Origin of the sequence: Aquamicrobium zhengzhouense, from assembly GCF_016124105.1 — a bacterium.
GTDB lineage: Bacteria > Pseudomonadota > Alphaproteobacteria > Rhizobiales > Rhizobiaceae > Aerobium > Aerobium zhengzhouense.
Window position 1 is genome coordinate 21,879 of sequence record NZ_JADGMQ010000007.1, and the last position, 12,463, is coordinate 34,341.

12 protein-coding genes are annotated in these 12,463 nt (G+C 58.8%); 8 read left to right on the forward strand and 4 right to left on the reverse strand.

The features are described 5' to 3' along the window. Nucleotides 1-62: 62 nt before the first annotated feature. Nucleotides 63-1,625, reverse strand: a complete 1,563-nt coding sequence (locus IOD40_RS11140) for an ABC transporter substrate-binding protein (RefSeq protein ID WP_198476615.1) — start codon at nucleotides 1,623-1,625, stop codon at nucleotides 63-65. A 105-nt stretch (nucleotides 1,626-1,730) separates the two neighbouring features. Between IOD40_RS11140 and IOD40_RS11145 the strand changes: the two genes are divergently transcribed. Both IOD40_RS11145 and IOD40_RS11150 read left to right on the forward strand, forming a co-directional pair. Next, a complete protein-coding gene (locus IOD40_RS11145) occupies nucleotides 1,731-2,513 on the forward strand; it encodes a helix-turn-helix domain-containing protein (protein WP_198476616.1) in 783 nt (260 codons plus the stop codon). A 169-nt stretch (nucleotides 2,514-2,682) separates the two neighbouring features. Further along, nucleotides 2,683-3,471, forward strand: coding sequence for a helix-turn-helix domain-containing protein (locus tag IOD40_RS11150; RefSeq protein ID WP_198476617.1), 789 nt, complete (start codon nucleotides 2,683-2,685; stop codon nucleotides 3,469-3,471). A 4-nt stretch (nucleotides 3,472-3,475) separates the two neighbouring features. Here IOD40_RS11150 and IOD40_RS11155 read toward each other — a convergent pair whose 3' ends face one another. Both IOD40_RS11155 and IOD40_RS11160 read right to left on the reverse strand, forming a co-directional pair. After that, nucleotides 3,476-4,321, reverse strand: coding sequence for a formylglycine-generating enzyme family protein (locus tag IOD40_RS11155; RefSeq protein ID WP_233713947.1), 846 nt, complete (start codon nucleotides 4,319-4,321; stop codon nucleotides 3,476-3,478). An 84-nt stretch (nucleotides 4,322-4,405) separates the two neighbouring features. Continuing rightward, nucleotides 4,406-6,043, reverse strand: a complete 1,638-nt coding sequence (locus IOD40_RS11160) for an arylsulfatase (RefSeq protein ID WP_198476619.1) — start codon at nucleotides 6,041-6,043, stop codon at nucleotides 4,406-4,408. 307 nt (nucleotides 6,044-6,350) lie between these two features. Here IOD40_RS11160 and IOD40_RS11165 point away from each other — a divergent pair, with 307 nt between their 5' ends. From IOD40_RS11165 to IOD40_RS11190, 6 genes are all read left to right on the forward strand, one after another. Next, entirely contained in the window at nucleotides 6,351-7,352 is a 1,002-nt protein-coding gene (locus tag IOD40_RS11165; protein WP_198476620.1) for a TRAP transporter substrate-binding protein, read from the forward strand. Nucleotides 7,353-7,422: 70 nt separating this feature from the next. Beyond that, nucleotides 7,423-8,532 carry an NADH:flavin oxidoreductase/NADH oxidase gene (locus IOD40_RS11170; RefSeq protein ID WP_198476621.1) on the forward strand — a complete coding sequence of 370 codons (1,110 nt, stop codon included), beginning with the start codon at nucleotides 7,423-7,425 and terminating at the stop codon, nucleotides 8,530-8,532. Between the two features lie 2 nt (nucleotides 8,533-8,534). Continuing rightward, the gene (locus tag IOD40_RS11175) at nucleotides 8,535-9,035 is read left to right on the forward strand and encodes a TRAP transporter small permease (protein WP_198476622.1); all 501 of its coding nucleotides are present in this window, start codon (nucleotides 8,535-8,537) and stop codon (nucleotides 9,033-9,035) included. Further along, nucleotides 9,032-10,294 (forward strand): TRAP transporter large permease, encoded by a 1,263-nt coding sequence (locus tag IOD40_RS11180; RefSeq protein ID WP_198476623.1) that lies wholly within the window; start codon nucleotides 9,032-9,034, stop codon nucleotides 10,292-10,294. The genes IOD40_RS11175 and IOD40_RS11180 overlap by 4 nt, the downstream gene beginning before the upstream one ends. Nucleotides 10,295-10,307: 13 nt before the next feature. Continuing rightward, on the forward strand, nucleotides 10,308-10,802 hold the full coding sequence (locus IOD40_RS11185; protein WP_198476624.1) for a MarR family winged helix-turn-helix transcriptional regulator: 495 nt from the start codon (nucleotides 10,308-10,310) through the stop codon (nucleotides 10,800-10,802). A 19-nt stretch (nucleotides 10,803-10,821) separates the two neighbouring features. Next, a complete protein-coding gene (locus tag IOD40_RS11190) occupies nucleotides 10,822-11,346 on the forward strand; it encodes a nuclear transport factor 2 family protein (protein ID WP_198476625.1) in 525 nt (174 codons plus the stop codon). 81 nt (nucleotides 11,347-11,427) lie between these two features. On the opposite strand, the gene IOD40_RS11195 is transcribed toward IOD40_RS11190, so the two are convergent. After that, a complete protein-coding gene (locus IOD40_RS11195) occupies nucleotides 11,428-12,429 on the reverse strand; it encodes an ABC transporter substrate-binding protein (RefSeq protein ID WP_198476626.1) in 1,002 nt (333 codons plus the stop codon). Nucleotides 12,430-12,463 lie beyond the last annotated feature (34 nt).

Here is a 12,463-nt window from a genome sequence, read left to right on the forward strand (position 1 = left end):
ATGATTGGTCAGGGCAAGGGGAACGCCTTGCCCTGAAAATGAGGGGGTATCTGGCGACCGGATCAGCCTTCGAGCCACACCCTGCTGGCGATACGTCCGTTGGAGATGTCGTTGCCGATGTCGTGCACGTAGCCCTTGAGCCTGCGCGAACCGGCGTTCACATAGTCGTTGAACACCGGCAGGATCAGCCCACCTTCATTGTGGATCATCAGCGCCATGTCGCGATAAAGGGCGCGGCGCTTTTCCTCATCAAGTTCTCCGCGCGCCTCGACCGCCATCCGGTCGAAATCGGGCCGCATGAACCTCGTGTCGTTCCATTCCGCGTTGGAGACGTAGGACGTCGAATAGCGGGAATCCTGGGTTGGACGTCCGCCCCAGTAAGATGCGCAAAATGGCTGCTTGTTCCACACTTCGGACCAGTAGCCATCTGCAGGCTCGCGCCGCACCTCGAGCTGAATGCCAGCCTGGGCCGCGCTCTGCTGGAACAATTGTGCTGCATCTACCGCGCCCGGGAAGGCTGCGTCCGACGTTCGAAGGAGGATCGGTCCGTCATGTCCCGATTTCTTGAAGTGGAATGCAGCCTTGTCCGGATCAAAGACGCGCTGCTCGATCTCGGTGGGAGCAAGTGCGTAGTTGGCGTTGACCGGATAGTCGTTGCCGATGGTGCCGAAACCGCCGAGCACCTGTGTGAGGATGGCCTCGCGATCGATCGCGTATTTCAGGGCCATACGCAGGTCGTTGTTGTCGAATGGCGCCGTGTCGCAGTGCATCAGGAAGGAGTAGAAGCCCTTGCCCGAAGTTTGCAGGATCTCGACATTGCCGCGCGACAGAAGCGGGACAACCTTGGGATCCACCAGATTGATAAAATCGACCTGACCCGCGCTGAGGGCACTCATGCGCGCTGTCGTGTCATTCATGACGATGATCTCGACGCTGTCGACGAAACCACGGTCGTCGCGCCAGTCATCCGCATTCCGTTCAAATGCCGCGCGAATGCCTGGCTCGAACGCCACCAGCTTGTAGGGGCCAGTGCCAATCGCGGCATTGGGGTCGCCGGTGCCGCCATCGGGCTGGATCTGGAGGTGGTAGTCGGTGAGGACCAGCGGAAGGTCGGCATTGGCCTCCTTCAGCGTAATCACAAGGTCGCCGCCTCGATCTTCAATCGCGGAGACACCCGAAAAGAGCCCGAGAGCACCCGACTGAGAGCCTTCGTCGGCATGGCGGCGCAAAGTGGCGACCACGTCGGCGATCGTCATCGGCTTGCCATTATGGAAACTGACGTCCTGGCGAATCTTGAAAGTCCATTCGGTCGCGTCCGCCGAAGGTGTCCACGATTCCGCAAGGGATGGCAGTGGTTCGCCCGTTTCGGGATCGGATTCGACAAGCGTATCGCCCCAGCAATGGCAAATCGTGAACATGACGCTGGCCGAGGCGAGCGCCGGGTCCAGCGTGTCCGCCGAAGCGCCGCCCGCAAGTCCCATTCGCAATGTTCCACCATGCACCGGTGTCTGCGCGCGTGCTGGTGATGCGCTGAGGAGGCCAGTCGCAGCCGTTGCTCCAACTAGGGCGCTGCCATACAGGAAGCCACGCCTGGTTACGGAAAATGGATCAGAAAATCTGCTCATCGGATTTGCCTCCTCGGATTGTTTTGCGAGGTAGTAAGGACCTTATCCGATATTGGCGCAATTTCGCTTCTTGACGCGAATTTAAGCATCTTTACGCTATGGCGGATGAAACACGACAGATCCAGTTTCCAGGAAAATCTGAAGCTCGCCTGCGCCACGCGCCGATCAATATCCCAGCTTTGCCGCGAGATCGGCATTAACCGGCAGCAGTTCAATCGCTACATCAATGGCGAGACGCAGCCCTCGGCAAACAACCGGTTGAGGATAGCCAACGGTTTCGACCTGGCACCTGCGGACTTCGATCTTCCGGCAACAGTGTTCCGGCGCAAGCTGGAGGGAAGAAAACAGTCGCGGATCGTCAGCACACCGCTTGAGGGCGCGTTTCCGGGCGATCTGCATGCTCTCACGCCGTATCTGGGCTTTTACCAGACCTGGCACATGTCCCTTTCGTGGCCGGGATGGGTGGTATGCTCATGTGCGCATCTGCGGGTGCAAGGCGATCAGGTCATCGCCACCTCGCGAGAGCGCATAATTGATGGCGAGAGCGGTGTTCGCCAGCGTTCGCGATATGTGGGGCTGGCGGGGATCCAGCGTCAGCGCATCTTCATAACGGAGTTGACGAGCGGTCAGATGCCTACATTCGGCCAGACGGTACTGTTGCCGTTTGAAGTGCACCAACGCGAATATCTGCGTGGGCTCACCATGGGACTGTCATGGCGCTGCGATAACCGCCCTTATGCGACCCGCACCATGTGGCGCTACCGGGGAAGGGATACCGACAAGCGCGCCCTGATCCGGAACTGCGGAATTTACCGCCTGGATTCCGCTGACGTACCTTCAGTGGTCGTATCATTCCTAAAGACTGTTGAACCGCTCGATGTGACGTAAGGTCTGTCGCAAACAGAGGCGGGGCTTTTCTTCCGTACCGGGTCATCATCTCATTGCTCAGCCGCTAACCGTCAGAATTTGCTCACTGACATGGCATGCCTTAAGGGAAGGGTCGATGTGCCCAGCTATGGGCCCGCTATAGGATTCCCGCGGCAGGAAGAGTCTCAAATTGCAGCCTCAGAAAGCGTCAGAAACGATTTCGAGTCTTGGACGGGGGCTCGAAGTACTGTCACTACTGGAAAAGGGCGGTGGAGTTAGTCTCGCAAATCTTCATCGAGCGACGGGCTTTTCAAAATCGAGCCTGGTGCGCATTCTAAACACGCTGGCCGAACATGGGTTCATCCGGCGGCGCGGCGATGGGACCTGGTGGTTGTGCTGGCGCGCCGGGCGTAATGCGGCCGCTCAGCGCAAGATGCTGCTTGCGGATCGCGCTCTCGAATTGCTGCCTGCTCTGACGAAGCTGATCGGCTGGCCAATCGATGTTTTCGTCTATGACCGCGGCATGATGGAACTGATCGAGACCACGCGGGATAATCTGAATTTCGAAGTCGTCTCTGTCGGACATAGAGTGCCGGTGCTCGCATCGGCGGTCGGGCGATGCTGGCTCGGGCTCTGTTCCGATGAGGAGCGTGCGCAGATGATCGAGCGGTTGCGTCGCTCGGCATCGGGATATGACAGGCCCGCGCATAATGAGGACTATTGCCGGGAACTCGTCGAGACCGTCCGCGCCGAGGGCCACGCGACCAGGATTCGTGGTTACCACAGCGCGATTACCCGGCCCGGTAACTCGAATATGGCGATGGCCGTACCCGTCCTTACGTCGGCCGGCATTGCGGCCTGCCTCAACGTGGTCTGGGATACGCGGTTTGCTGCAATCCCCGACTTTGCAGAAAAATGGCTCTCGACCCTGCAAGATGCCGCGTCCCGGTTGGGACAGCGAATTGCCGACGACGTCTAGGCCATCATTTTGGCCGGAATATCCGCCGAAATCCGATATGCGATGTGGCAAAATCAATGGTCTGGGACGAGCGCGCTGCCGGGCGATAGCGAAAGCAATAATTGGGGGCGCAGAGATGAGATCCGCCCTTGAGCACCACCTTCGTTTCGGTTGAGTTGGAAAGACCGCAGCAACCAGCGCCACCCTCAATGGTTGAGGTCAGCTCCCACACATTGCCAACAATGTCGAAAAGTCCGTAGCCGTTGGCGGGGAATGCTTTGACGGGCGATGTGTATTCATACCCGTCTTCCCGGCTATTGAGCGTCGGGAAGTGTCCTTGCCATGTGTTTGCCAGCGGACGGTTCTTTGCATCGCGTTCGCGGTTCCCCCATGCAAAGATCGCACCATCAAGGCCGCCGCGAGCGGCAAACTCCCACTCTTCTTCGGTTGGCAGCTGCGTGTTCGACCATGCACAGAATGCAAGTGCATCTTCATAGGTGATTTGCACGACCGGATGCAGCGCCAGGCGAGTAATGTCGCTTTTGATCCCGCGAGGATGACGCCAGCTGGCTTTTTCGAGGCTCCACCATGCGCGGGGATCATCGAGCGAGACTTCGCCGCGCAGCTTCCGAAACACAGCCGTGGTGGGTACTTCAGCAGCCTCGGCTGCCGTGACATAGCCGGTTTCCTTGACGAACTGGGCAAATTGCCGGTTTGTTACCGGCGTCTCGTCCATCCAGAAGCCTTTGACCGACGCGGTGCGGACCGGCTTTTCTTCGGGATAAAAGTGTTCACACCCCATATTGAACTCGCCGCCGGGGATCCAGACCATCCCGGCGAGGGCCTCTCCAATCGGCGCGGATTGGTCCAAATATTCTTGGCGTCGATCAGTGAAGGGTTGTGGTCTTATGAGCATGATGAATTAGGGGGCGAGCAAAAGCCCGCCCCGTTTCTCCTATCGTCTTGCCGAGGCAGGTCGCAGCTGGTCGTCGACTTCGACGTTGTTGCTCTTAACGAATGCCTTCCACAGACGCATCATCTCGCGCGCCTTGTCAGGGTTTTCCTCCATCCTGTCCTTCCACTCGCCCTCGGGGCTGCTGAGGTCGAAGAGTTGGAACTGATCGGAGACTGCCGGCACAAATGCCAGCTTCCAGTCGCCCTTGCGCAACGAAGAGAAAAGGTTCAGCTCCCAGCCAAATGCAGCGTCATCATCATGGATGGTGTCATCTTCCCCGAAGAGATGCGGCACCATCGAGCTTCCGGAGATCGGGAAAATGTCCCGCTCCTTGAACTTGATGCCAGGATGTCCGGTGCCGGCAAGTTCCAGGAAGGTCGGCAGAAGATCCCGGACCGTTGCAATGGCGTCAGTACGGCCTGGCGCAATGTTCTTCGGGAAATGGGCGATGGCTGGCACGTGATTGCCGCCCTCGAATGCGGTGTACTTCACCGACCGGAACGGAGTGGAGCTGACCTGCGCCCATTCCGGTCCCATCTCGATGAAGGAGTTCTTGCGTCCGACATTCTCGAGGCTGTTGTCGAAATTCTGAGCGGCGATCCAATCGGGGCGGCCTCGAGCAACACCTTCGGCGCCATTGTCCGACAGGACCATGATGAAGGTGTTGTCATACTGGTCGGTCGACTTCAGATGGTCGATGAGCCTGCCGATCTCATGGTCGAGATTGGCAACCATCGCCGCATAGGCTTCCATCTTCCTTGCGGAGAATGCCTTTTTTTCATCCGTCAGCGTGTCCCATGGGCGATGGCCATCCATGAAGCGCCGGGGCTCATCTGACTGCGGGGCGAGCCCCAGTTCGCGCTGGCGATCAAGCCTTTGATTGGCGATGACGTCATAGCCTGCATCATAATTGCCGCGCTGGGCTTCAAGGAAGCTGTCCGGTGCCTGGACCGGCCAGTGTGGCGACGTATACGCGGCATAGGCGAAGAAAGGCTCTTCACCACCTTCGCCGATGGTGTTGATCAGATAATCAGTGAAATAGGTGGTCGTATAGAAATCTTCTGGGAGTTCGACAGGCTTGCCATTCTCGAGGAAGGTGAAGCCGTAGCCCTGAAGGACGCCCATCTGCTTCTGGTTGAAGTGCGCGGAACCAGCTTCAAGGATTGCCAAAGATTCGTCAAAGCCGCGTTTGTGCGGCTGGCGCGATGGCTCCGATCCCAGATGCCATTTGCCTGCCATGATGGTCCGATAGCCGGCGTCCTGCAGAAGTTCCGGCATCGTCGCGATGCGATGATTGAGCTTGGCTTCGTAGCCAGGCCGCATCTCGACGTGGATCGGAATCGGGGACTGCTGACCTACCCCCACCAGATGGTTGTCCAGGCCCGACATCAGCATCGCGCGCGTCGGTGCACATGAAGCCTGGGTGTAGAAGTTGGTAAACATCATGCCGTCGGCGGCCAGGGCATCCATGTTCGGGGTGCTGATCTCGCCGCCATAAGCGCCGATATCCGAATAGCCAAGGTCGTCAGCCAGGATCAGCAAAACGTTGGGGCGTTGCGCTTCCTGGGCGCTCACCATAGCCACGCTGCTGGCAGTAGCCAAAGCAGCTGCAAAGAATGTCGTAAGCCGCATTCTCATTGTGTTTTCTCCTCTCACTTGCGCAAGGCGCGGCATCTAACTGACATCGATAAACATGTTCACCAACCCGGAAATGGAGAGCGTACCGCTGTGCGGTACGCGGGGAAAATCTGTTTGGTGTTGATTCTAGCTGCTTCTGCTACTGCCGAAAATTCGTGCTGTTTCAGCAGGTTGTATCGATTCGCGTCTGGTGCACCCGGCAGAATTGCAGCGTATCAGCCCTCGGCTGACGCACGGCCGCGCTTGACACAATATGTCATCGCCGGATTATTATGAACCATACGCATATTGTGCGTGGGAGGGATTTATGAATTTTCTGAAGCAGCTCCAAAAGCTGGCATTTGGTGTCGCACTGGCCTCAACTTTGACCGTGCCTGCCTTTGCGCAGGAAGTGTGGTCCATGGGATCGGCCAAGCGTGCACCCGATATCGGCGCAACCTTTGATGAGGAGACCGTTGCGGCGCTTCTCGGCGCGACCGACGCCGTCGAAAATGTTGAGATCCAGTTCATCGGCAACGAGCAGGAGATGATCCAGCAGGTCATCCGCGGCCGGTTGAACATGGGCGGATCGACCCCGCTCGGCCTCGCGGCGGCATTCCCTGATATCTCGGTTCTCAACGTTCCCTATCTGTGGGACGACGCCGAGCAGCGTCAGTACGTTTACGAGAACCACGTCATCCCGCAGCTGAATGAGACGTTCGCTTCCAGCGGCCTGGTCGTGCTGAGCGTTCAGGAGGCGGGCTTCAATGGCGTGTTCTGCACCTTTGACTGCTCCGATCCGGCGACGCTGAAGGAAAAGCGCATTCGCGTTTCGGCCAGCGCCAGCAGTCGCCTGTTTTGGGATTCGCTCGGGTCAATGGCAATCCAGCTTCCGCTTCCGGACACCTGGTCGGCGTTGGAGCAGGGCCTCGTTGTCGCGGGCGAATTGCCGATCGCCTATTTTGCGACCACACCGGCTGCAGCAACCGCAAAGCATTTCGTTTACACCGACCACACCCACAGCCCGTGGATCTACTTCGTCAACAAGCGTAGCTGGAGCAAGCTGAGCGAAGAGGATCAGAAGGCGGTTCTCGAGGCAATGCCGGGAGCATTCTCGACCTCGGAACGCTTCTTTGCGGACAATGACGCCCGTGCAACCAGCTTCACCGACAATGGCGGTACTCTCTACAAGCTGGATGATGCACAGCGTAAGGCCTGGGCTGATCTTGTGGTCCCGAATATCGGCAAGCTCGTAGAAGAAATGTCGCCCGGCGCGCGTAAGCTCTACGAAGCTATCGAAGCCGGAAAGAAGGAATACGCTGCGCGCTGACGCAGCTGTTCCTGCGGAGGCCTCTGCGCCTCCGCCTTCTCTTAAGATACATCAAACCAGGAGCATCTGGGTGGCCAATTCCCTTTTCTCGCCGCTCACCCTGCGGTCGGTTGTCTTGCCGAACCGCATCGCCATGTCGCCGATGTGCCAGTACATGGCGCTTGATGGTGTCGCGAGCGCGTGGCACATGGCGCATCTCGGCGCGCGGGCAATCGGGGGCACCGGGCTCATTACTGTAGAGGCAACGGCGGTCGAGCCGGCTGGGCGCCTGACCCTCGGCTGCGTCGGTCTATGGAATGATGCGCAGGCGGATGCCTTGCGCCCGGTAACCGATTTCATCCGCAGTCAGGGCTCAGTCTCTGCCGTCCAGCTTGCACACTCCGGTCGAAAGGGAGCCCGCACGCGCCCTTGGGAAGAGGGAGGTCGTGCATTGCGCTCCGACGAAGGCGGATGGGAGCTACTGGCGCCAAGTGCAATTCCCTTCGGCGATTACGCCATGCCGAGGGAGATGAACGCGGAAGACCTTGAGGCGGTTGAGGCAGCGTTTGCCAATGCGGCTCGCCTTGCGCTGCGCGCCGGGTTCGACGCGATCAACCTGCATTTCGCCCACGGGTACCTTCTCCATTCATTTTTGTCTCCGCTGACGAACCAGCGCGGGGATGAATATGGCGGGTCCCTCGAAAACCGAGCCCGCTTTCCGCGCCGGATCGTGCGCGCCGTCCGATCTGCGTGGCCGGATCATCTTCCGATCATTGTTCGCCTGAGCTGCAGCGATTGGGCCGATGGCGGCTTCGAGATCGACGAGGCGATCACCGTCGCGCGGTGGTTTGCTGAAGACGGTGCAGATCTGATCGATTGCTCGAGCAGCGGTCTCGTCGATTGGGAAAAGGTGACAACGGGCCTGAATTATCAGGTTGAATTTGCCCGCCGGATCGGCGCTGAAACCGGTTTGCCGACCGGCGCCGTGGGGATGATCGTCGATCCTGCCCAAGCCGAGAACATTATCAGCTCCGGCGACGCGGCTCTCGTTTTTCTGGGTCGCGCGCTTCTTGATGATCCCAACTGGGCGCATCACGCAGCAGACACCCTGTCCACCCAGAACAGCTGGCCGTTGCCATATCGGCGCGCCGTCGGTCGCCTGAAGAATATCCGCGCTTTGCTGCCTGCAGAAGGTCACTGAGCATGAACGCCACCGCCGCATTTTTGCGTGGCTTGACGAAATTTGAGAGCATCGTCGCGGTCACGGCACTTTTCATCTCCGCCGCCGCCCTTCTGGCGGACATTTTCGCCCGCGAGTTCTTCAAGGTCGGATTGTTCGGATCTTTCCGCGTTGCGGTCTACGCAACAGCTGCCAGCGCTCTGGTCGGTTTTTGCGTGTGCATTTCGCACGGGTCGCATCTGCGGATCAGCTTCCTCGACAACGCAGCACCCGCAGCGTTCCGCCCTCTCGTCCAGCGGATCGGGCACCTGATCTCGTTCTCGATCTGCGTGTTTTTCGCATATTGGGCGATCTTCTACGTCCGCCAGACCGCAGAACTTGGCGAAACCGATCCGTCGCTGCAGGTGGTTGTATGGCCGATGCAGCTGTTCATGCCCTGGATGTTTATCTCCGGTGCCGTCCGCTACTTTGCCTATTTCATGTTTCCGATGATTGCGGCTCAAGACGAGGAGATCGTCCAATGAGCGGCATGCTGCTGATCCCGATTTTTCTTCTCCTGACCTTCTTCCGCCAGAACGTGATCCTGACCCTGGCGGTCATCATCGGTCTCGTTCACAGCTATATCGCCCGCAACAGTTCGGTCGAATATCTGGTCCAGGACCTGTGGTTCACGCTCGATCGCGAACTTCTGCTCTCGATCCCGATGTTCATCTTCGCCGGGGTGATCATGTCGAGCGGTTCGATTTCCGCGCGGCTGGTCCGGCTGATGAAAGCGCTCACCTCTCCATTTCGTGGTGGTCTGGCGATCGCGACCATCCTCGCCATGGCGGTGTTCTCTTCAATCTCCGGCTCGGCGATCGTGACGATGATGGCCGTGGGCACGCTGATGTATCCTGCCCTCATCCAGAGTGGATACAGCGTGCGGTTCACACTTGGCCTGCTCTGCACTGGGGGAACGCTCGGGGTTATCATTCCGCCCAGCATCCTGATGATCCTCTATGGACTGTCGACTGATGTTTCGGTCACCAACATGTTCATGGCGGGCTGGGGGCCGGGCCTCCTGATGGTGCTGGTGCTCTGCGTCTATTCGGTGATCTGCAACCGCAGTGCCGAAACCAGCCCCTTCGACATTGCCGAGGTTTGGGCGGCGCTCAAACATGGAATTACCGCGCTTTTGATGCCGGTCATCCTCATGGGCGGTATCTATTCCGGTATTTTCACGGTTACCGAGGCAGCCGCTGTCTCGCTCCTCTATGCCCTGCTGATCGAGGTGGTGCTCTTTCGCAATCTCGGCGCGAAGGATGTGTTCCGGCTGGGCCTCGATACTGTGAAGCTGCTTGGCACCCTGATGCCGCTCGTTGCGTTTGCGGGCAGCCTCAACGTCATCCTCCAATATGAGGGCGTTCCTCAGGCATTGGTTGCCTGGACGCAGGAAACCTTCACCGCTGACTGGCAGATGTTGATCATGGTCAACCTCATGCTGCTGGTGGCAGGCGCGCTGATGGATGAATCGTCCGCGATCATCATCCTCGCACCATTGCTTGCACCGCTGGGCCTCGCCTACGGGTACGACCCGGTCCATTTCGCGATCATGGTGATTGTCAATCTCCAGATCGGTTATGTGATGCCGCCCGTCGCACTCAGCGTCATCGTGGCGACGAGCGTGTTCCGTCAGACTTTCCTGACGGTCAGCCGCGCTGTCCTCCCTTTTGTGGCGCTGATGTTGATGGTGCTGTTGATCACCATCATGGTGCCCCAGCTCAGCCTGATGTTCATCCGATGATTGGAGGTGCCCGATGACGACTTCGGATGAACGCCCTCCTTCGGCCGAGAAGTCGAGGAAGGCGGCGGGCGAGGTTAACCCGCTCGACCGTATCGTCGGTTTTCAGCTTCGCCGCGCGCAGCTGAAAACTTTCAACGAACTGATCAGGCTGTTCGACAAACTGGATCTGAAGCCGCCGCAATTTGCCGTGCTGAAGGTCCTGGAAACCCATCCGGGGATCAACCAGACCCGCGCCGCGAAGATGCTCGCGATCAAGCGCACCAATTTCGTCACGCTGGTCGACGGGCTTGAACAGCGTGGGCTGGCCGAGCGGCGTGTCTCCGCAAAAGACAGGCGCGGACGTCCTTTGTTTTTGACCGAAGCCGGCACGAAGCTGATGGCCAAGGCTGGCTCAATCCAGGCAAAACACGAGCGCGATCTGATGCACCGGCTGGGAGGGGCAGAAGAGCTCGAAACGTTCCTGAGACTGCTGCATCGGCTGATCGCCGGAACGAATGCTGATGAATAATTGTGGAGGAGAGTAGCAAATGCGGCCGATGAGTTCGGACATTCCTGAGATTCAATATTTGCTGGACAGGCAGGCGATCCTCGACTGCGTCAACAAATATGCGCGGGCCATCGATCGTCATGATGTCGATCTGATGATGGAAGTCTATCATGAGGATGCGCTCGACGAGCACGGTCACTTCCGGGGCAATCCGATCCCGTTCGCCGAGTGGGCCAACGACTTCCATGCCAAGGGTTTCGCCGCGCACACCCACAACATCACCACGCATAATTGCGAAATCAACGGTGATGAGGCGCATGCCGAATCCTACTGCCTCTATGTGCTGCGCCGTCGTGAACCTGCCCAGGTCATTCTTGGCGGCGGGCGATATATGGACCGGCTGGAAAAGCGCGATGGCGTGTGGCGCATTTCTCTTCGCAAGCTGTATATCGACTGGCGCGCCGAGGCCGACGCAACGATCTTCCTGACACCGAACGGCTATCCCGAAGGAGCGCGCGACCGCACGGATCCTTCCTACGATCGTCCGCTCAAGCCGTCTGAATAACTGAAACCATACTCCAAAAAACGAATGCCGCGGCTCTTGCGAGCCACGGCATCGATCGATCAGTGTACGTAAGCGAGAAGCTTACTGTAGGCCCATCAACTGATAGATCTTTTCGGACGCCGCCATGGCGTCAGCTGGTTCGATGTTGACGATCTGCGGCATCTCGCGGGTGTTCTCGATGCCTTCGATCGGCGCGAAGCCATCGAAATTATTGATCGTCTGCGCTTCCCTGGTCATCAGGAAGGCGACGAAAAGCTTGGCTGCGTCGGCATGCGGTGCCTTGGCGACAAGGCTGGCGACGTTGTTGGAGGAGATTGACGGCTCCGGGAAGCTTTCGCCGAGCGGCGCGCCATTGGCGGCAAGGCCGGTGACGACCTGGTGGATGCCCGGTGCGTAGATCGCCTGTGCGCCAGCAGCAACCTGCTGAATGCCCGGAACCGCGCTTGGCGAATAGGTCGCGTGGGTGCCGAGCTTTTCCAGGAACTCGTCACCGTAAAGGTCGTGCAGCATCTTGTAGAACTGGTTCGAGGTCACGCTTGAGCGTGGGTCGGTCAGGATGACCTGGCCCTCGAATTCCGGATCGTTCAGCTGCTCCCAGCTCGTCAGGCCTTCCGGCACCAAATCGGTGTTCCAGACCAGCGAGTAGGGGTTGTAACCGATGGTGATTGTGCCTTCGGACTTGGCTTCTTCCGGCCACTGCGCATAGCCCGGCACGTCTTCCACCTTTGAGAACAGACCTTTGGCGAAGAGGTCGTCATGGAAGGCGCGGTCGGTCGAGTAATAGACGTCAGCGATGGTGTTGTCCGTGTCGTTCTCGGCCATGAAGCGCTGTGCGAGCGCGGACGAGGACTGACGCTGGATGTCGACATTGATGCCGTGGGCAGCGGTGAAGGCCGAGGAGAGCTTCTCCATCAGCGCCGGGTCAATATTGGTGTAGACGGTCAGCGAACCGTCTGCCTTCGCGGCTTCCACGAGTTCGGCCGGTATCTCGGCCTGCGCTCCAACCAGCGAAGCCGACAACGCCAGCGCGGCAGCCGAGACCAGCATGGTCAGGCGTGATTTGATCTTTGCAGTTTCAGTCATTGCATTCCTCCCGTTAAACTTTGCAGGCGGTATT

Coding starts and splice junctions, on each gene's coding strand:
- IOD40_RS11195 (WP_198476626.1), bottom strand. CDS start 12,429: ATGACTGAAACTGCAAAGATCAAATCACGCCTGACCATGCTGGTCTCG.
- IOD40_RS11185 (WP_198476624.1), top strand. CDS start 10,308: ATGACGACTTCGGATGAACGCCCTCCTTCGGCCGAGAAGTCGAGGAAG.
- IOD40_RS11180 (WP_198476623.1), top strand. CDS start 9,032: ATGAGCGGCATGCTGCTGATCCCGATTTTTCTTCTCCTGACCTTCTTC.
- IOD40_RS11145 (WP_198476616.1), top strand. CDS start 1,731: ATGAAACACGACAGATCCAGTTTCCAGGAAAATCTGAAGCTCGCCTGC.
- IOD40_RS11190 (WP_198476625.1), top strand. CDS start 10,822: ATGCGGCCGATGAGTTCGGACATTCCTGAGATTCAATATTTGCTGGAC.
- IOD40_RS11140 (WP_198476615.1), bottom strand. CDS start 1,625: ATGAGCAGATTTTCTGATCCATTTTCCGTAACCAGGCGTGGCTTCCTG.
- IOD40_RS11175 (WP_198476622.1), top strand. CDS start 8,535: ATGAACGCCACCGCCGCATTTTTGCGTGGCTTGACGAAATTTGAGAGC.
- IOD40_RS11160 (WP_198476619.1), bottom strand. CDS start 6,043: ATGAGAATGCGGCTTACGACATTCTTTGCAGCTGCTTTGGCTACTGCC.
- IOD40_RS11165 (WP_198476620.1), top strand. CDS start 6,351: ATGAATTTTCTGAAGCAGCTCCAAAAGCTGGCATTTGGTGTCGCACTG.